The sequence below is a fragment of the Jatrophihabitans sp. sgz311053 genome (genome assembly GCF_056135305.1).
Map to the genome: position 1 here is coordinate 142,794 of NZ_JBWAXP010000002.1, position 18,448 is coordinate 161,241.

General features: G+C 68.7%; 14 protein-coding genes. 8 read left to right on the plus strand and 6 right to left on the minus strand.

Features of this window, described 5'->3' with window-relative positions; genetic code table 11:
- Positions 1 to 76 precede the first annotated feature (76 nt).
- Positions 77 to 3,337, minus strand: a complete 3,261-nt coding sequence (gene icmF, locus AC0NZQ_RS09520) for a fused isobutyryl-CoA mutase/GTPase IcmF (RefSeq protein WP_474529575.1) — start codon at positions 3,335 to 3,337, stop codon at positions 77 to 79.
- 76 nt (positions 3,338 to 3,413) lie between these two features.
- Here icmF and AC0NZQ_RS09525 point away from each other — a divergent pair, with 76 nt between their 5' ends.
- A complete protein-coding gene (locus AC0NZQ_RS09525) occupies positions 3,414 to 4,154 on the plus strand; it encodes a helical backbone metal receptor (RefSeq protein ID WP_474529576.1) in 741 nt (246 codons plus the stop codon).
- 28 nt (positions 4,155 to 4,182) lie between these two features.
- Here the strand turns inward: AC0NZQ_RS09525 and AC0NZQ_RS09530 are convergent, their stop codons facing one another.
- Entirely contained in the window at positions 4,183 to 4,773 is a 591-nt protein-coding gene (locus AC0NZQ_RS09530; RefSeq protein ID WP_474529577.1) for a TetR/AcrR family transcriptional regulator, read from the minus strand.
- Between the two features lie 96 nt (positions 4,774 to 4,869).
- On the opposite strand from AC0NZQ_RS09530, the gene AC0NZQ_RS09535 reads away from it, so the two are divergent.
- Positions 4,870 to 6,324 carry an MFS transporter gene (locus AC0NZQ_RS09535; protein ID WP_474529578.1) on the plus strand — a complete coding sequence of 485 codons (1,455 nt, stop codon included), beginning with the start codon at positions 4,870 to 4,872 and terminating at the stop codon, positions 6,322 to 6,324.
- A 54-nt stretch (positions 6,325 to 6,378) separates the two neighbouring features.
- Here AC0NZQ_RS09535 and AC0NZQ_RS09540 read toward each other — a convergent pair whose 3' ends face one another.
- A complete protein-coding gene (locus tag AC0NZQ_RS09540; protein ID WP_474529579.1) occupies positions 6,379 to 6,717 on the minus strand; it encodes an STAS domain-containing protein in 339 nt (112 codons plus the stop codon).
- A 370-nt stretch (positions 6,718 to 7,087) separates the two neighbouring features.
- Here AC0NZQ_RS09540 and AC0NZQ_RS09545 point away from each other — a divergent pair, with 370 nt between their 5' ends.
- On the plus strand, positions 7,088 to 7,756 hold the full coding sequence (locus tag AC0NZQ_RS09545) for a hypothetical protein (protein ID WP_474529580.1): 669 nt from the start codon (positions 7,088 to 7,090) through the stop codon (positions 7,754 to 7,756).
- A gap of 33 nt (positions 7,757 to 7,789) precedes the next feature.
- Positions 7,790 to 7,936, plus strand: coding sequence for a hypothetical protein (locus tag AC0NZQ_RS09550; RefSeq protein WP_474529581.1), 147 nt, complete (start codon positions 7,790 to 7,792; stop codon positions 7,934 to 7,936).
- Positions 7,937 to 7,990: 54 nt separating this feature from the next.
- On the opposite strand, the gene AC0NZQ_RS09555 is transcribed toward AC0NZQ_RS09550, so the two are convergent.
- On the minus strand, positions 7,991 to 8,311 hold the full coding sequence (locus tag AC0NZQ_RS09555; RefSeq protein ID WP_474529582.1) for a DUF1905 domain-containing protein: 321 nt from the start codon (positions 8,309 to 8,311) through the stop codon (positions 7,991 to 7,993).
- Between the two features lie 135 nt (positions 8,312 to 8,446).
- On the opposite strand from AC0NZQ_RS09555, the gene AC0NZQ_RS09560 reads away from it, so the two are divergent.
- Positions 8,447 to 8,827, plus strand: a complete 381-nt coding sequence (locus tag AC0NZQ_RS09560; protein ID WP_474529583.1) for a hypothetical protein — start codon at positions 8,447 to 8,449, stop codon at positions 8,825 to 8,827.
- On the opposite strand, the gene AC0NZQ_RS09565 is transcribed toward AC0NZQ_RS09560, so the two are convergent.
- On the minus strand, positions 8,814 to 9,575 hold the full coding sequence (locus AC0NZQ_RS09565; protein WP_474529585.1) for a helix-turn-helix domain-containing protein: 762 nt from the start codon (positions 9,573 to 9,575) through the stop codon (positions 8,814 to 8,816). The genes AC0NZQ_RS09560 and AC0NZQ_RS09565 overlap by 14 nt on opposite strands.
- Positions 9,576 to 9,641: 66 nt before the next feature.
- On the opposite strand from AC0NZQ_RS09565, the gene AC0NZQ_RS09570 reads away from it, so the two are divergent.
- From AC0NZQ_RS09570 to AC0NZQ_RS09580, 3 genes are all read left to right on the plus strand, one after another.
- Positions 9,642 to 11,045, plus strand: a complete 1,404-nt coding sequence (locus tag AC0NZQ_RS09570; RefSeq protein ID WP_474529586.1) for a CoA transferase — start codon at positions 9,642 to 9,644, stop codon at positions 11,043 to 11,045.
- A gap of 286 nt (positions 11,046 to 11,331) precedes the next feature.
- A complete protein-coding gene (locus AC0NZQ_RS09575) occupies positions 11,332 to 12,261 on the plus strand; it encodes a LysR family transcriptional regulator (RefSeq protein ID WP_474529587.1) in 930 nt (309 codons plus the stop codon).
- 1,237 nt (positions 12,262 to 13,498) lie between these two features.
- Positions 13,499 to 16,702 (plus strand): type 2 lanthipeptide synthetase LanM family protein, encoded by a 3,204-nt coding sequence (locus tag AC0NZQ_RS09580; protein WP_474529588.1) that lies wholly within the window; start codon positions 13,499 to 13,501, stop codon positions 16,700 to 16,702.
- Here the strand turns inward: AC0NZQ_RS09580 and AC0NZQ_RS09585 are convergent.
- On the minus strand, positions 16,675 to 18,435 hold the full coding sequence (locus AC0NZQ_RS09585; protein WP_474529589.1) for an ABC transporter ATP-binding protein: 1,761 nt from the start codon (positions 18,433 to 18,435) through the stop codon (positions 16,675 to 16,677). The two genes, AC0NZQ_RS09580 and AC0NZQ_RS09585, sit on opposite strands and share 28 nt — an antisense overlap.
- Positions 18,436 to 18,448: the final 13 nt, after the last annotated feature.

Here is an 18,448-nt window from a genome sequence, read left to right on the forward strand (position 1 = left end):
CGTCGCATCAGGGTCAGCGAGGTCACCCTGGACGCCGATCCGGGGCGAGGGTGAGTCCGTGGACTTCATGTCCTGACTACACGCTGCGCCGGTACTGCCCGCCCACCTCGAAGAAGGCGTCGGTGATCTGGCCGAGCGAGCAGACCCGCGCCGCGCTCATCAGCTCCTCGAAGACATTGCCGCCCTCGACGACGACCTGCTGCAGCCGGGCGAGCGCCTGCTGCGCGACGGCGGCGTTGCGGGACTGGAAGTCGGCGAGCCGATCCAGCTGCGACCGCTTCTCGGCCTCCGTACCGCGGGCGAGCTCGAGCTCACGGGGCTCGTCGCCGTCGTCCGGCGCGCGGAACGTGTTGACGCCGATCAGCGGCAGCGAACCGTCGTGCTTGCGCTGCTCGTAGAGCATCGACTCGTCCTGGATCTTGCCGCGCTGGTAGCCGGTCTCCATCGCGCCCAGGACGCCGCCGCGGGCCGTGATGCGGTCGAACTCGTCCAGGACGGCCTGCTCGACGAGGTCGGTGAGCTCCTCGACGATGAACGACCCCTGCAGCGGGTTCTCGTTCATCGACAGTCCCCACTCGCGGTTGATGATCAACTGGATGGCGAGGGCACGCCGCACCGACTCCGCCGACGGGGTGGTGACCGCCTCGTCGTAGGCGTTGGTGTGCAGGCTGTTGGCGTTGTCGTACAGGGCGTTGAGCGCCTGCAGCGTGGTGCGGATGTCGTTGAAGCTCATCTCCTGCGCGTGCAGCGAACGTCCGGAGGTCTGGACGTGGTACTTCAGCTTCTGCGATCGCTCGTTGGCGCCGTATTTGTCGCGCATCGCCACGGCCCAGATGCGCCGCGCCACCCGGCCCAGCACGGTGTACTCGGCGTCCATGCCGTTGCTGAAGAAGAACGAGAGGTTCGGTGCGAAGCTGTCGATGTCCATGCCGCGGGCCAAGTAGGACTCGACGTAGGTGAAGCCGTTGGCGAGGGTGAAGGCGAGCTGACTGATGGGGTTCGCCCCGGCCTCGGCGATGTGATAGCCGGAGATCGACACCGAGTAGAAGTTGCGGACCTGGTGCTGCACGAACCACTCGGCGATGTCGGCCATCATCCGTAGCGAGAACTCGGTGGAGAAGATGCAGGTGTTCTGGCCCTGGTCCTCCTTGAGGATGTCGGCCTGCACGGTGCCGCGGACGGTGCGGAAGACGTTTGCGCGGATCTCGTCCAATTCGGCACCGGAGGGCTCGCGTCCTTCGGTTGCGAGGAACTTCTCCACCTGCTGGTCGACGGCGGCGTTGAGGAAGAAGGCCAGGATCGTCGGCGCCGGACCGTTGATCGTCATCGACACCGATGTCGTCGGGGCGAGCAGGTCGAAGCCGGCGTAGAGCTCGCGCATGTCCTCCAGCGTGGCGATGGAGACGCCGGACGTCCCGACCTTGCCGTAGATGTCCGGGCGCTCGCCGGGGTCGCGGCCGTAGAGGGTCACCGAGTCGAACGCCGTGGACAGCCGCGCCGCGGGCAGCCCCTCCGAGAGCAGGTGGAAGCGCCGGTTGGTGCGGAAGGCGTCGCCCTCGCCGGCGAACATGCGGGCGGGGTCCTCGCCGTCCCGCTTGAAGGGGAAGACGCCGGCGGTGAAGGGGAAGCGGCCGGGCAGGTTCTCCGAGCGCAGGAAGCGCAGCAGCTCGCCCTCGTCGCGGAAGCGGGGCAGTGCGACCCGGGGGATGGTGTTGCCCGAGAGCGTCTCGCGCCGCAGCGGCGTGCGCAGCTTCTTGTCGCGGACGGTGACGACCTGCTCGTCGCCCGAGTACGCCTCGACGGTCGCGTCCCATGCCGCGAGCAGGTCGATCGAGTCGGCCGCCATCTTCTTCTCGGCCTCGGCGGCGAGTTCGTCCAGCACAGCCAGGGCCGTCGTGGCCTCGGCGTCGTCGCGGGCGCCGAGCGCGGCGGCCGTCCGGGACCGGAGCGCCCGCTGCCGCGCCAGCTCGGCGTCGCGCATGGTCGTGGCGTGGTAGCCGCGCAGCGTCTCCGAGATCTCGGACAGGTAGCGCACCCGCTCGGCCGGTAGCGCCGTCCAGACGCCGGTGGAGGTCCGCCCCGCCACCCGCGGCAGCGCGGCTTCCCCCACCGTCAGGCCCCGAGGGGCGAGCTCGTCGCGCAGGTGCTGGTAGAGGGCGGTGACGCCGTCGTCGTTGAAGCTCGCCGCGGACGTGCCAAAGACGGGCATGTCCTCCCACGACTTGCCGAAGGCCTCGCGGTTGCGGACGAGCTGCCGGGCGACGTCCCGCCGGGCGTCGTCCGAGCCGCGCCGCTCGAACTTGTTGATGGCGACGACGTCGGCGACGTCGAGCATCTCGATCTTCTCCAGCTGGGACGCGGCGCCGAACTCGGCCGTCATGACGTACAGCGAGAGGTCGACGAGCTCGCCGATCGCGGCGTCGCCCTGACCGATGCCCGGCGTCTCGATGATCACCAGGTCGTAGCCCGCGGCCTTGGCGGCCAGGATCATGTCCGGGACCTGGCTCGGCACCTCGCTGCTGCTGCCCCGGGTCGCCAGCGAGCGGAAGTAGACGCGGTCGTCGCCGAGGACGTTCATGCGGATGCGGTCGCCGAGCAGGGCGCCACCGCCACGCCGGCGACTGGGGTCGATGGCGAGCACGGCGGTGCGCAGCTTGTCCGCCTGGTCGATACGCAGCCGCCGGATCAGCTCGTCGGTGAGTGAGGACTTGCCGGCGCCGCCGGTCCCGGTGATGCCCAGGACGGCAGCGCTGTGCCCGGCGGCGAGCTCCCGCAGTCGGTTGCGCTGGCCGTCGTCCAGGCTGCCGGACTCGACGGCGGTGAGGACGCCGGCGAGCGCCGCGACGTCTCCGGCGGCAACGGCGTCGAGATCGACGCGCCGCTGCTCCGGTGCTGTGGTGGGGTCGGTGTCGCAGTCGCGCAGGATGGTGTTGACCATGGCGGCGAGGCCGAGCTGCTGGCCGTCCTCGGGGGAGAAGATGCGCGCGACGCCGGCGGCGTGCAGCTGGGCGATCTCGTCCGGGACGATGGTGCCGCCGCCCCCGCCGTAGACCCGGATGTGCCCGGCGCCGCGCTCGCGCAGCGTCTGCACCAGGTAGGTGAAGAACTCGACGTGCCCGCCCTGGTACGAGCTGATGGCGACGGCGTCGGCGTCCTCCTGCACTGCGGCGAGCGCGACCTCGTCGACGGAGCGGTTGTGGCCGAGATGGATCACCTCGGCCCCCTGCGCCTGCAGGATGCGCCGCATGATGTTGATCGCCGCGTCGTGGCCGTCGAAGAGCGCGGCGGCGGTGACGACCCGGATCGGGCGCGACGGGGTGTGCAGGTCAGCGGGCATGGACGGCTCCGATGTGTGACGGTGACACCAATTTACTAGGACGTCCTAGTAAATCGTCAACAGGCAGGATCGAGGGATGCGCACCGACGACCTGGGTCATGACGTGCCGGTGGTCGACGACGTGCGTCGGGTCGTGTCGTTGGTGCCGTCGCTGACGGAGGCGATCGCCTCGATCGATCGCAGGCTGCTCGTCGGCTGCACGGACTGGTGCACTCACCCGGCCGACCTCTCGGTCGAGCGGGTGCGCGGCACGAAGAACCCGGACACGTCAAGAATCGTCGCACTTCGCCCGGACCTCGTCGTCTGCAATCGCGAAGAGAACCGCGAGTTGGACGTCCGCCGCCTGCGCGACGCCGGGGTGCCGGTGTGGGTGACGGTCATCGAGGACGTTCCCACGGCGCTGTCGTCGATGCGGCGGCTCGTCGTCGAAGGCCTCGGACGGGAGGTGCCGGCGTGGCTCGTCGAGGCCGAGCGGTGGTGGTCCGGGCCGGTGCCGGCACCCACCCGGTCGGTCGCGATCCCGATCTGGCGCGATCCGTGGATGGTCGTGGGACGCGACACCTTCACCGGCGACCTGGTGGCCCGGCTGGGCTGGCGCAATGTCTTCGCCGACGCCGAGGGCCGGTATCCGCACACGACGGTCGCCGAGATCGAGGCACTCGGTCCGGATGCCGTCCTGCTGCCGGACGAGCCGTACGAGTTCAGCGTCGACGACGGCCCCGAGGTCTTCGCCGTCCCGACCGAACTCGTCAGCGGGCGAATACTCACCTGGTACGGGCCGTCGCTGCTCGACGCTGCGGCGCTGGCCGAGCGTTGACGAGGGGCTGACGCCGGTCGCGTGAAGGTCAGCCGTCGGCGATGGCGGCGGCAGTGCGGCCGAGGATGGCGCGCAGGGCGACGGAGTCGGTCGTGATGACCGCCGAGTCGGGCAGCGCCTCGTGCAGGACGACCACGCCGGCGAAGAGGGCGAGCAACGCCGCGGCGCGAGCATCGCGGCGGTCGTCGGCCACGAGTGCGCCGAAGGAGGTGAGGACACCCCGCAGCACGGTGCGGCGCAGGTCGGACGAGCGCTGATCGGCGCCGATGCCGTGCAGCAGGAGCAGCAGGGGGTGCTGGTGTCCGTACTCCGGCCAGGACTGCGGGGTGAGGCCGTCGAGCAGGTAGTCCACGAGCTCGGCCACCGTGGTGGCCGGCAGCTCCGCGATCGTGCCGGCCGCCTGCTCGACGACCGCCTGGAACAACCCCTCCTTCGAGCCGAAGTAGCGGTTGATGAGGGAGACATTGGCGCCGGCGTCGGTGGCGATGTCACGGACCGTCGTCCGCTCGTACCCGTGCAGGGTGAAGCGGCGCTTCGCCGCGAGCAGCAGCTCGGCGCGGGTCGACTCGGCGTCGCGGGGGCGATGCTCGGTCACGAGAGCTGCGGGCGGCGACGTCATCCCGCCAGTATGAGGCATGTAAACGATCGTTTGACCGCGTCCACATCGCGCTCCTAGGCTGTATGTAAACACTCGTTTGCAAGCGTTGGAGTCGTCGTGTCCGCTTCCGCCCCGTCGCCGTTGCGCGCCAACCTGGAGATCGTCGCCACCGGGCTCGGCGCCCTGATGGCGGCGCTCGCCCAGACGCTGGTCATCCCCGTGCTGCCGAAGATCGGCGCCGATCTCGGTGCCTCGACCACGCAGGCGCAGTGGCTGCTCACCTCGACCCTGCTGGTCGCGGCCGCCGCCGTCCCGGTGCTGGGTCGGCTCGCCGACATGGTCGGACGCCGCAAGATGCTGCTGGTCAGCCTCGGCGCGCTCGCGGTGGGGTCCCTGATCGACGCGCTGACCAGCAACGTCGGGGTGATGATCGTCGGCCGCGCGATCGCGGGGCTGTCGTCGGCGGCGATCCCGCTGGGGATCAGCCTGCTCGCTGCGACGCTGCCCGACGCGAGGAAGGGTTCGGCAACGGCGATGGTCTCGGCGATGCTCGGCGTCGGCGGCGCCTTCGGCCTGCCGCTGGCGGGGCTGATCGCCGAGCACTTCGACTACCACGTGCTGTTCTGGATCGGTTTCGCCGGTGCGGTGATCAGTTTCGTGCTGGTACGGCTGCTCGTGGACGAGCCGCCGGTGACGGCCACGTCCCGCCTCGACCTGCCGGGGACGGTGCTGCTGACCGCGGGGCTGGTGTCGCTCATCCTGCCGTTGTCGGAGGGGTCGAGCTGGGGTTGGACCTCGGCCCGGACAGTGGTCCTACTCGTCCTGGCCGTGGTGTTGCTGGTCGCGCTCGTGCTGGTGGAACGACGCTCGGCGAGCCCCCTGGTGGACATGCGCGCGTTGGCGAACCCGCCGGTCGCCATCACCAACATCGCCTCGCTCTTCGTGGGTTTCGCGCTCTTCGCCAGCTTCGTCGGTACCGCCAGCTACGTGCAGGCGCCCGAGGCCACCGGGTACGGCTTCGGCTCCAGCGTGCTCACCGCCGGCCTCTGCCTGCTGCCCAGTGGCGTGCTGATGCTCGTGCTCTCGCCCCTGGCAGCCTCGTTGATCAACTCGTGGGGTGGCGGCCGGGTGCTCGCGCTGGCCGGCGTCGTCATGGCCGCCGGGCTGCTCGTCCGCATCGTGCTGACCGACTCGCTCTGGCAGGTTGTCCTCGGCACCGCGATCATCGGGGCCGGTACCGGGATCGGCTACGCCACGCTGCCGTCGTTGATCAACTTCCACACGCCGGCCCGGGACCTCGCCGCCGCGAACGGCATCAACGCCCTGGCCCGGTCGCTGGGCAGCACGCTCGCCAGCGCCGTCGGCGGCAGCCTGCTCACCGCGATCACCGTCTCGGTCGGCGGGCTCGCGCTGCCGTCACTCACCGCCTACCGGGTGCTCTTCGGCATCTGTGCGGCGGCGGCCCTGCTGGCGGCCGTGGCCGGGCTCATCGTCTCGTCCCACGCCCCCCGGCACCGCGCGGCACAGGAGCCCGAGCGGCTCGGCGAACTGCGGGTCACCGCCGACCGCTGACCCGGTAGCGGTCGAGCCGGACCGGAGCCGCGCCGTGCCCGCGCCGGCGAGTGATCAGTGCGGCAGCAGCCAGCTCGCCGAGCCGGCAGCAAAGTAGCGGACCAGCCGCGGCGGGACGTTGACCAGGTGCAGCTGGTGACCCTCGGCCTCGAGGTCGACGGCGACACGTGCCAGCGCGTTGAACCCGGCCGCGCAGATGAAGGAGACCTTGCCGAGGTCGACGACGAGGTCACGGCATCCCATGCTGCGGAGCACCTGGGCGGCTTCGGTGAGCCGGGGCGCAGTGAGTGCGTCCAGTTCGCCGGCCAGGGTCATCCGTCCGTCGCAGAAGTCGAGGCCGATCAGCAGATCACAGTCGGTGGCGGAGGGGTCGTGGGGGAGGACTGTCGTCACGTCAGACGTCCGTTCGCGTCGCCCGCGCGGGGCGGGGGAACCGCAGGGTCTCTGCGGGGCATCCCTGCCGGACGTCACACGCTGCCAGCCGATGTCCGATCTGACCAGAGATGGGGTCATCAGCGGGACGAACGCTTCGCACCGGGCACCCTCGTCGACGCGTCCTCGCCTCGGCGCATACCGGCCGCGGACATCGGGCAGCACTGCCGGAACGGATTGCCGAAATGTCCGATTCGGTCTAATGTCTGATCCGACAACAGTCATAGTCGAGAGATGCGCTGTTGTTGCCCGGCCGGGCGCTTTCCCACCCCATCTTTCCGTTCCGAGCCTGCCGCCGCAGAGCGAGCAGGCGAAGGGAGGCACGACTCGCGTGCACCGAATTTCCCATCGACTCGCCAGACCCGTGCTGGCGGTGATCGCGTTGTTCGCCGTTGTCGTCGGCAACTGTTCGGCCCCGGCAGCAGCGTCGCCGCCCGACGTCAGCAGCAGCGCGCGGATCACCTTCTCGTTGGCGAAGGCGCCGACACGACATTCGCTGGGAGCCGCACTCGCCTACTTGCCGGGGAAGCGGTCGTCCGGCCCGAACAAGAACACCAAGGGACAGTGGGCGACCGTCAGCACGATGACCCCGGTCAGGGACTCCCGCGGCTGCCCCACCGGGCGCTACCGGCCGAAACTGACGCTGCATGACAGCCGCACCATCGCCGAGGATGCGGCACTCCCGCAGCGAGTCGCCGCGGCACCTCGTCCGGCTGCCGGGGCCTGTCCGGTGATCGCTCCGAGTCCGGGAGCGCCGGGGGATGCGGCGCAGCCCAGCATTGCCTGGAACCCGTTCGACTGGGACTGGGGCAACATCCTGGGCAAGGTGTGGAGCGGAATCTGGAACAACTGCCTCAAGGGGGCAACGAGTGGACTGGTGGGGACCGCCGGGACGACGCTGGTGGTGAATCTGCTCTCGCGGGGCGCGATGCTGTACCTCGGCCCGCAGGGATACGCCGCCGTGGCGATCGGGGCCTGCTTCGCGAACTTTCTCTGGTAGCAGCCCCATGACTCGTGACGAAAGGCAGAGCCGATGAACAAGCTCCTGGTCAACCTGGGGTGGCGCAAGCCGGCGGACGGCAACTACGTCCATGCCCTGCAGTTCAAGACGTGGAAATCCTGGGCCGCTCTCGGCCTGGCGATCGGCGTGGTCGCCGTTCTCCGTCAGCTCTGGCCCTGATGCGGACGTGCGGGGCCTCGGTGTCTGCCGAGGTCCCGCCGTCGCAGGTGATGCTCAGACCGTGGGCCCGCTGCCGTTCGCGGCGCGACCACCACGCGGGGCGACGGTGAGCGTGACCGAGACGGCATCGCCGTCACCGATGCGCTCCGCAGCTCGGACCACCTGTTTCACCGGGAGCAGGTAGCCGCCGTCACGCGGAAGCAGTGACGTCTCCCATTCCGTCGTCTCGATGCGGGCCCGCACCGGGACGGCCCCCCAGCCGTAGCTTGCATCCTCGCCGCGGACGTAGTCGCACGCCGCTTCGCCCAGCGGCAACCAGTAGTACGGCGCCGGTCCGCGCCATTCGATCAGCGCTGCCGTGAAGGACGTCGACATGCGAAAAACCTACGTGCGGTCGCTGCCCGTGTCGATCGTCGGGTGGCGGAGGCGCCTTTCTGTGCGAAAGGAAAGGAAGTGCTGATTCTCTGGGTCTGACGATCACCGTCGTTCGTTCCGGGAGGTGCGCTGCAGATGGAGAATGACGCCGCAGCATCGCTGTCGATTTCCGATATGGTCGCCATCGTCGAAAGGCAGAGTTCCGCCGCTCCTGCCCTGCATTTCTCACTCGACGACGGTCGGTATCCCGAGGTCACGTTGACGGGTGACCATTCCAGCCGCTTCTTTCGGATATCACTCGACTACGAGATCTTCCGCGTGGAGACCGACGGTGGCTTCACGGGTGCCTTCCCGGAATGGGGCAGGGCCGAGCAGCACGAGCTGTTGCAGGAGCTGGTGGCATTCGCCCGCCTGTACCTCTCGGGCTCGTGTCAGGTGATCCCCGGCAGCAGGTGGCGACAGCGGCGAATCGTGGCGGCGACAGGCGACAGGGAGTTGGTCCTCAGGTGTCGGTAACGCCTTGTCGGGGGGCGGCGTCGTTGCTGCAGGCAAGTGCGGCGATCAGGCGACGTGCCGCAGCGTCGAGGGTGGGTGAACGGTCGCTCGGACCACGGCGTCGGCCGGTGACGACGAGCGCTGCCGTCGCGGGCTCGGTGGCATCGGCCGGGACGGCGATCGCGCGGATGTCGGGGTCGGCGAGGCCATCGCTGCGGGCCACTCGGTGAGTCCGGATGGCTGCCTCCTGCTGCGTGTACTCACGCCACCCCTGCGCATCGGAGTTCGCGAGACGGGCCCTGGCCGAGGTCGGCAGCGATGGCCCGAGGGCGAGCAGCAACCGCCCGGCCGCAGTGCGCAGCGGCGGGCGCGGACGATGCAGGTCGACGACATCCTGCAGCCGGGAAGGCGCGCGAGGGCCCGCATGGTCGAGGTAGTAGATGCTGGTGCCGGCCAGGACCGCGAGCATGACCGGTGCGCGGGCGGCCGCGCTCAGCGTCGACAGCCGTTCGTGTCCAATGCCCGCCGGCGTGGTCCAGCCACCGAGGACGGCCAGCACGTGATTGCGCGGACCTGCGCGATAGCGCGCTCCGTCGCGGACGAGATAGCCGTAGGTCGTCAGCTCGGCCAGCAGGTCCTTGGTCGAGCTGACGGGGAGAGCGAGAGCGGCGGCGATCTCGGTGAGGCGCAGCCCCGAGGCGCTGCGGGCGACCGCGTCCATGACGGAATCGATGCGCTCGACACTGCGGTGCCGGGACGGTTCGGGCATGCAACCATCCTTGCGCATATGCGGAAGGACGCGTCGATCGGTCGTCGTCCTCCGCAGACTGGGGGCATGGCCCAGACACGCTCCGACGACGTCGCGCTCGCCTTGTCCCGGTTGCTGAGCGGGGCCCACGTGCCGCGCTCCGTCGTGGAGGTCGTTGGCGCCGAACCGCTGGTGCCGTCGGTCCATCGGCTCGGTGATGCGTCGGCTGCTGCGATCGCGGCGTTCGGCCACCAGGTTGCCGGTGTCGTCGAGGACCGGGGAGGTGCTGCGCAACGGGTGACTGTCCGCGTCGATCAGGCGATCGACCAGCTTCGCGCGGCGTTCCTGTACACCGTGAACGGGGTGCCGGCGGCGGCCATCGCGGAGGACCCGTCCGCCCTGGCCAACAACGACTTCTACCGGACCCGTGACGGCCGCTGGATCTTTCTCATCACCACCTACCCGCAACAACGCGACGCGGTCTGCACGGTGCTCGGGGTGCCGCCGGTCAAGTCGCTCATCGCCGCCGCGGCGGCCGGGTGGGAGGCGCACGCCCTGGAGACTGCGGTCTGCGCCGCCGGTGGTGTCTGTGCCGTGGCCAGGACCGCTGCCGAGTGGCGTCGCCACCAGGTCGCGCAGCCTCTGCTCGATCGCCCGGTGGTGTCGATCGAGCGTGTCGCCGACGCGGACCCGGTGCCGCTTCCCGGTGGCGGCAGCAGCGGGGTGCTGAATGGGCTGCGGGTGCTGGACAACACGCACGTCATCGCCGGGCCGGTGGCCGCGCAGCTACTGACCACCTTCGGTGCGGAGACGCTGCACATCTCCCGTCCGAACCTCGCGGACCCGACCGCCATGCAGATCCTCACCGGTGCCGGCAAACGCAACGCCTTCTGCGACCTGGCTAACCCGACGGACGCGGACGGCCTGCGACGGCTCGCCACGGCCGCCGACGTCTACGTCAACTCCTACCAGGGCATGGCTGCGCGGGGCTTCGCCGCCGCGGACCTCATCGCCGCGAGACCTGGCGTCGTCACCGTGGAGTTCCACTGCTGGGGAGCCGACGGGCCATGGCGTGACCGCGGTGGGTTCGATCAGCTGGCCTGCTCGGCCACCGGGTTCTCCCTCGAGGAGGGAACCGACCGGCCGTCGCTGCCGCCGACCCATCTGCTCAACGACTATCTGGCCGCCTATCTGGGTGCAGCCGCGACGCTGGCCGCGATCCGCCGGCGGGCAGTCGAGGGGGGCTCGTGGCAGATCCGCATCGACCTGGCACGCGTCTGCATGTGGGTCCAGGATCTCGGCCTCCTCGACCCGAGCGACGTGGCCGGGCTGCCCCGGCCGTCGGCATCGTCACTGCCCACCGTCGTCGTCGAGGGGCCGTTCGGCACCGTCCGCCAGCCCGTCCTGCCGCTGGCCTTCAGCAACCTGTCGACACCGCGGCCTCGCCCCGCGTGTCCGCTCGGTGCTCACCGGCTGTCCTGGTCCGACTGATCCGCGGTGCTCCGCGGCGTGCCGCGGTAACCAGGGCTGCGGTCCTTGCCTGCGTTGCAGCCGGACGTGTGCGCGCGTCCATCACGCGACCGAGGGACCAGTCGGTGTCGCGCGTGTCGGGGCACCAACCCTTCCCGGCACAGACGCCGAGGCCGACGAGCCCACCGAGGGCTATCAGGCAGACGATCAGACCGATCATGGTTCACTCCTTCGACACCGTCATCGTCGGCGGCCTGGTTCATGAAGTCCATGTACAGATTGACGTCGAAAGAGTTAGCTGGGCTTCATGTTGGATGTTCGCCGTCTTCTCGTCCTCCGGGAACTGCACCGCTGCGGGACGGTGACCGCCGCCGCCTCGGCGCTCAACCTGACGCCGCCTGCGGTGAGCCAGCAGCTGGCCGCGCTGGCCCGGCAGACCGACACGCAACTGGTCGAGCGTCGCGGCCGCCGGCTCGTCCTCACCTCGGCCGGCTTGGCGCTGGTCGAGCACGCCGAGGCGATCATGGACGAGCTGGACCGTGCCGAGAGCACGCTCGACGCGCTGGCCGACGGCCGCCGCGGCGTCGTGACGGTCGGCGGTTTCCCGACCGCGATCGCCGCTCTCGTCGTCCCCGCCATGAAACGGCTTCGAGCTGAGCGCCCCGGTCTGGCGCTGCGCGTGCGCGATCTCGTCGGCGACCGGTCCATCGAGGCGGTCATCGACGGCGAGGTCGACCTCTCGCTCTCCCTGGCGTACCCCGGCAGTGCCCCGGTGGAGCAACGTGGCCTGGTCTCGGTGTCGTTGCTCGAGGACGTCATGGACGTCGTGCTACCGGCCGACCACCGGCGCGCCGTCTCGCGCTCCATCCGGCTGCAGCACCTGCGCCACGATGCCTGGGTGGCGGGCATCCCCAGCAACCCGTGCCGAAGGATCAGCGACGCGGCCTGCAACGCGGCCGGCTTCACGCCGAGGGTCGAGCACTGCTCGGACGACTGGGCCACCGTGATCCAGCTGGTGGCGGCCAGCGGTGGTGTGGCTCTCGTGCCACGCATGGCGCAGCCCACCAACCTGGACGGGGTCGTCATCCGGCCCGTAGCCGGGACGGCGCCCCGCCGGCAGGTCCGCGTGCTCAGCCGACCCGCGGTCTCGTCAGCGCCCTACGCCCGGCTCGTCATCGACGAACTGCTGCGCGCCAGCGAGGACGCCGTGTCGACCCCGCTTGCGGCGCGATCTTGACCGTCCCTCGGAGCTCTGATCTCGGGCGCCGACGCCGACGCGGTGACATGAGCGTTCGTGCAGAGACCTTCCTGCCGGTGTTGGTTCGAGCGTCATCTCGGGTAGCTTGCCCGCAACAAGGCAGGACGGCCACGGATGGCAGCTCGGCGGATTCCAGCGAGGTGTCCTTGTTGACGGGCCGGGCCGATCCTGCGGGGGACGATCCGGGCCACCGTTGCGGGCTGGTCGTCGAGGTGGAGCTACCGGCGACTACGCGCCGCACTGCCCGACCTTCGCGCGTGCTTCGCTGGCGGACCTGCTCTCGCGCGGTCGTCAGACCCACCCGCGGCGCCGGGCCTCCGATGCGAGATGGAAGCGCCTGTCGGCGTAGGTCATCGCAACCCGACGCCAACCCCATCGACGGCCCCGGCGGCGGTCCCGGTACCCACGTTGCCTGGACGGCAGAAAAATTCAGGAGAACGCCGACGGCACCACCTTCCGTGGGGGCCCGACCACGCTGACGTCCTCGGCCATGTCGTCGATGACGATCGGCCCCGGATGGGCTGCGGAGGCCGGCCTCTACTCGCTCGAGGTCTTCGGTGATTTTGGCGGCCCGACGAACCTGACGTGCGAGGCCTTGGCCCGGGTCGGCCAGGCCCTGACGTAGCTCCGGTCTCACGAAGTCCGCTTTGCTGGGTCGTCGTGCCGTTCTGTCATGCCTGTTTGCCGTTGTGGCAGATGCAAGCATGGCTAGGCAACCGGCCCGAGTCCGGCGCCGAGTGGGGCTGAGTCGCTGCGGGGACGTGCCGGTCGCAAGGACTGAGTCCGGCTCTCGTGTCTTGTTGGCTCCGGATCAGGATCTGCTGAACCAGCTTGCGACAACGTGCGCGTGTGCCGAGCGCCACCCGCCGCACTGCCAGTGCGCACAGAGGTTTGCTGTGGTATACATCACTAGCTGGCGGCCGCCAGTTTGTCCCCTTTGGGAGGAAGCATGTCGCAAGCCGTGTTGGTGAAGGTTCCGGAGGTTGAGTTCGTTGAGTTCCCGGCCGGAGACTTGGCCGCGGAACTCGAGCAGTTGTCGGAGACCGGTGGGGACCGACGAGTCATGGCGGGCACGTCGACCTGTACGTCGACGTGCACCTGCACCGCCTCGCACTACAGCACGCGACCCTGCTGCTGCTGACTGTGCGATCTGCTGTACGTCTCGCCGGGGTGACGCCGAACCGTTGTGTGTCGCCCCGGCGGGCGACCTGAACCCATGGCTCCAGGTATCGACGCGGTGGAGGACAGTCGTCGCCTTCGCCGGTCGTTGACCCGTGCCTTGTCGCTGGCGGAACGAGCCGAGCAAGCTTCGAGCGCGACTGACGAGGGGCGTCGGCGGGCACGCGCGTGGAGCGAGCAGCCGCCTTTCGGCGACGAGCAGTTGTGGACCCGGCGATTGGGTGCCGACGGCTTGGACCCGGACAGGCTCGCCGAGATTCTGTCCGAGCCTCCGACTGACGCCGGCGTCCGCTACTTACCCGCCGACCTCGATCGGGTCGGGGAACTGCTCGAAATCGACGCGTCAATTCCGGCAGTCGCAGACGAGTACGACTTCATCGCACTGGCCTTTCCATTGCTCGCCGACGAGTACCTAGCACTGGAACGGCTTGCTCGAGCACGGCTGACTGATATTGCTGATTGTGAAGCTGTCGTGGCCGATCTGCTCGACGCGTTGTGTCGTCAGATCAACGACATGCTGACGAGATCGTCGATCGTCGAGCTGCATCGTTTCCGTGCGGCCGGCGGGCTCAGTGGCGACACTCCGCAGGCGCGGTTCGCGAGTTTCACCGCGCGATGCAGCACGGTCGATTACCGCCGTTCGTTTTTCAGCCGCTACCCCGTGCTGGCAAGACAGATTCGTGTCGCGGTTACCAACTGGTCGAACGCTGCGACGGAACTTGTCGGGAGAGTCTCGGCTGACTATGAACTCATCGGGGACTTCGCGGTCGGCGCCGGCCGTTCACTTGGGCGTCTGATGTCTATCCGCACCGGCCTCGGTGATCGCCACCGTGGCGGGCGTTCCGTTGCGCGCCTGGAGTTCGACTCAGGCACGGCCGTCATCTACAAGCCACGAGACCTCTCGATCGACCTGCATTTCCGCGGTCTGGTCGATTGGCTCAATACCCACGATGTCCCGCTGCAGCTGACCACCACGCAGTCGCTCGTACGCCCGGGATATGGATGGCAGCGCGAGGTTGTCGGCCGCACCTGCGGCTCACCGGAGGAGGTGCGTCGCTTCTACGTCCGGCTCGGAATGACGATGGCGTTGCTATATCTGTTGTCCGCCAACGACTTCCACGCTGAGAACGTCATCGCCACAGGCGAGCACCCAATCTTGATCGACCTCGAATCCCTGTGCCAGCCGGTCCTCGACCTCACCGACACCCGACTGCTGGACATCGAGGAGAGCGTTTCGGCACTCACAGCGCAGTCGGTGCTCCGCGTCGGGTTGCTGCCCAACCGGGGCTGGGAACAGGTCGGCCGCGCCGGTGCCGACGTCAGCGGTATCGGCGGGTGGTCGGGTCAACAGGGCGGTCTTCGTGCACCGTTCATCGTCGACGCCGGTACCGACATGATGCGGATCGACTTGCGTACCGGGGAGACTCCGGGAAGCCAGAACCAGCCGACGGATGACTTGCGTCCGTTGGACCTTCTCGAGTTCACAGACGATCTCATCGAGGGGTTCACGGCGGCGTACCAGGCGATGCAGGCTCATAGCAACGAACTCCTGGGCTCGGGCGGGCCGGTGGCGGCGTTCGCCGAAGATCAGGTGCGTGTGCTTGTGCGACACACGATCCACTACGGCGTCCTGCACATGGCCTCGTATCATCCGGACGTGCTGGGCGACAGCATGGCGCGGCTGCGCTTGTACGATCGGTTGTGGATCGACGCAGGCAACGTCCCCAATCTCGTACACCTGATCGACGCTGAACGCACCGACCTGCAGGCGAACGACATCCCGGTCTTCACAGTGCCTGCTAACGGATACGACGTACTCACCGCCCGGGGCGAACGCATCGCAGGATTGGTGACAAAAACGGGGATCGATGCCGTCCGCGACCGCCTCGGCGCACTCGGCGCTGAGGACTTGGCCCGTCAGACCTGGTTGATCCGGGCGTCTCTGGCGGCGGCCGCGACCGACCTGTCACCGAGCTTGGTATATCCGAGCTACCCGTTGAACCGATCGGTCGACGAGCGGGCTGCGTCACCTGCCGATCTCGTCGAGCTTGCCGACGGCATCGGTCAACACCTACTTCGCCTTGCGATTCATCATGGTGACCAGGTGGGGTGGCTCGGGGTGAACTCATCGCACGGTCAGAGTTGGTCGATCGGCGTGCTGGGACCTGACCTCTACCACGGTCTGGCCGGTGTGGCTGTCCTTCTCGCTGCGCTGGGCCGCGCCACCGGTGACGACGCCTACGCGTCGGCGGCCCGGTCCACCCTGGACACGATCAACCTGCAGGTCGAACGCGGCACACTGTTCGGGCTTGGTGGGACTAGCGGTTACCCCGGTTACCTGTACGGGCGCATGTTGATCCGCTCCTTCCTCGCAGATTCCGATGCCGCGCTGGTGACCCGCGACGAGATCGCGCGGCTGTACGAACTCATCGACCGGGACACCGAGTTCGATATCAGTGCCGGCTCGGCCGGCACAATCGTTCAGATCCGCCATCTCCGCGGCGTGGACGGCCCGCTCACCGATGTGATGGCAGCCGCCGCAGATCGGCTCTGTGCCGCGCAGGACACGTCCGGTGGTTGGCTCGCGGACTCGATGCGCAGCGCCGAACTCGCGCTACGTCCGCTTGCTGGACTCGCGCACGGTGCTGCCGGCATCAGCTGGGCGCTGCTGGAGTCTCATCGACGTACGGCCGAGCCGCGCCATCTGCAGGCCGCTCAGCGTGGCATCGCCTACGAGCGCACCCTTTTCGACCCGGATTTCGGTAACTGGACCGATGTGCGCAATACCTATGTGCTGACGGGACGTCGGGACGAGGAGCGACCGCAACCGATCACTGCTTGGTGCCACGGCGCCGCCGGCATCGGGCTGGCCCGAGCACGGAGCGCGGCTCTGCTCGACGATCCATCGATCGCCGGTGAGCTCTCCGTCGCAGCCACCACCATTCTCGCCGAAGGATTTGGACAGAACCACTCTCTGTGCCACGGCGACGTGGGCAACCTGGAGGCCCTCAACGAAGTGCTCGCCGGCATAGGGGCGAGTGCGGCAGACGCCGAATTGGCTCGGCACCGGATTGTGCACAGCATCCGCACCGACGGTTGGCTCTGCGGGATGCCGCGAGGTGTCGAGACTCCGGGGATGATGACAGGGCTGGCCGGCATCGCCTACGGCCTGCTTCGCATGGCGGACCCGATCAGCTATCCGTCCGTTCTGGCCTACGACGCCCCGCCCTCCTCGGTCTGAGCACTGGACGTCGAGATGAAGCGACGGTAACCCGGCGAGCTGGCGAAGAGGGCGGCGTGCGGTCCCATCCCGACCACCCGCCCTTGGTCGAGAAACACGATGTGGTCGGCCTGCCGGGCCAGCCCCGGATTGTGAGTGATGACGACGACCGTGTGCTGATCAAGGGTGGCGCGTAGTCGGAGCCACACCTCGGTCTCCGTGATGGGGTCGAGAGCGCTGGTTGCCTCGTCGAACACCATGACCGGTGGATCAGAGACTAGTAAGCGTGCGATCGACAATCGTTGGGCCTCTCCACCGGACAGGAGCAGGCCGTCCTGGCCGAGGACCGTGTCGAGCCGTTCAGGCAGCGTTGCCACGCGCTCGGCGAGGCCGACGACGGCGAGGGCGGTGTCCAGCACGTCGTCACTGACGTCTACGCCAAACGCCACGTTCGCGCGCACGGAGGCGTTGACCAGATGCGGACGTTGCGTGACCAGCCCGACCACCCCGGCGCCGGGCCGTCCCGATCCGATCCGCACCGCGCCCCTCGTGGGCTCGATCAAGCCGGCGATCAGATGTGCCAGGGTGCTCTTGCCCGAACCGCTGGAACCGACCACAGCCACTACGCTGCCCGCCGGGATGATCAACGATCCCCGCCATCCCGCGCGTTGCCGACCCGATGGCAGAGCTTCGAGGTAGTGGTGCTCGACCTCGTCGAGCACGATCTCTTGTGTCGCCAGCGTTGGTTCGCCAAGGGGCCCCTGCGGCTCAGGCGGCGCTGAGTCGGCGACCGGCCCGAAGGAAACGACCCGTTGTAGCGCGGGTAGCGCTCCGACGGCTTCCGAGTACAGCTGCATGAATTGGCCTAGGGGCCCGAAGAACCGCATCTGGACGGCGACGAAGGCCGCGACCGTGCCAGGATCCAATCGGTGGTGCCATGTCAGCGCAAGGCCGGCGCCGAGGTAGACGAATGCAGGAAGCAACGCGAACAGGACGGTCGCCGCGGCGTCCAGTCGAGCGCCGAGCAGAGCCTGACGGATGCGATCGCGGTAGATCGATTCCGTCAGCCGACCGAACGTTCGCCGCGTCTCGTCCAAGCGCCCGTACAGGCGGGTGTGGACGATGCCGGACGCGCTCAATGTCTCGTCCACGACCACGCTTAGCTGGCCGAGCTGGTCCTGGACCCGCTCGGCCACGGCGCGCCGCTGGCTCGCGATCGCACGGGTCAACACGACGAACACCGGAGAGACGGCCAAGGTGACCAACGTCAACACCGGCGACAGGAACGCCATCGCAGCTACCGACACGACCAGCACGGCCGCGCTGGCGATCAGGCCGACACCGGCGTTGGTGAGGACGGTCTCGACCGTCACTAGGTCGGACGTGAACCGGGACAACACCTCGCCGAGCTGTGCGTCTTGCAAGTACTTCAGCGGCGCACCAGCCAGACGGTCGAACAGTGAGTTCTTCGTGTCTCGAGCCATCGCCTGCGCGACCCGTTCGGTGAGAAACGTGCTCAGCATGCCGAACAATGCAGACGTTCCGGCGACAACGAGCATGATCGCAACGAGCAGCAGCAGCTTTCCCAGATCGACCCCCGAAGGCCCGAACAAGGCGTCGTCAAAAACGTACTTGACCAACACGGGATTGACGGTGCCGACCGCGGCTGCGGAAATGAGCGCGATAACCGCCAACCAGGCAGGCGTGCGATGCCGCCCAAGCTCGGTCAGAAGCCGGGCTCCAAGCTCGGACACCTCACCGCGCCGA

Excerpts from the sequence above, each read along its gene's own strand:
- AC0NZQ_RS09570 (WP_474529586.1), top strand. The coding sequence starts at position 9,642 with ATGGCCCAGACACGCTCCGACGACGTCGCGCTCGCCTTGTCCCGGTTG.
- AC0NZQ_RS09560 (WP_474529583.1), top strand. The coding sequence starts at position 8,447 with ATGGAGAATGACGCCGCAGCATCGCTGTCGATTTCCGATATGGTCGCC.
- AC0NZQ_RS09550 (WP_474529581.1), top strand. The coding sequence starts at position 7,790 with ATGAACAAGCTCCTGGTCAACCTGGGGTGGCGCAAGCCGGCGGACGGC.
- AC0NZQ_RS09525 (WP_474529576.1), top strand. The coding sequence starts at position 3,414 with ATGCGCACCGACGACCTGGGTCATGACGTGCCGGTGGTCGACGACGTG.
- AC0NZQ_RS09580 (WP_474529588.1), top strand. The coding sequence starts at position 13,499 with ATGGCTCCAGGTATCGACGCGGTGGAGGACAGTCGTCGCCTTCGCCGG.
- AC0NZQ_RS09530 (WP_474529577.1), bottom strand. The coding sequence starts at position 4,773 with ATGACGTCGCCGCCCGCAGCTCTCGTGACCGAGCATCGCCCCCGCGAC.
- AC0NZQ_RS09565 (WP_474529585.1), bottom strand. The coding sequence starts at position 9,575 with ATGCCCGAACCGTCCCGGCACCGCAGTGTCGAGCGCATCGATTCCGTC.
- AC0NZQ_RS09575 (WP_474529587.1), top strand. The coding sequence starts at position 11,332 with ATGTTGGATGTTCGCCGTCTTCTCGTCCTCCGGGAACTGCACCGCTGC.
- icmF (WP_474529575.1), bottom strand. The coding sequence starts at position 3,337 with ATGCCCGCTGACCTGCACACCCCGTCGCGCCCGATCCGGGTCGTCACC.
- AC0NZQ_RS09555 (WP_474529582.1), bottom strand. The coding sequence starts at position 8,311 with ATGTCGACGTCCTTCACGGCAGCGCTGATCGAATGGCGCGGACCGGCG.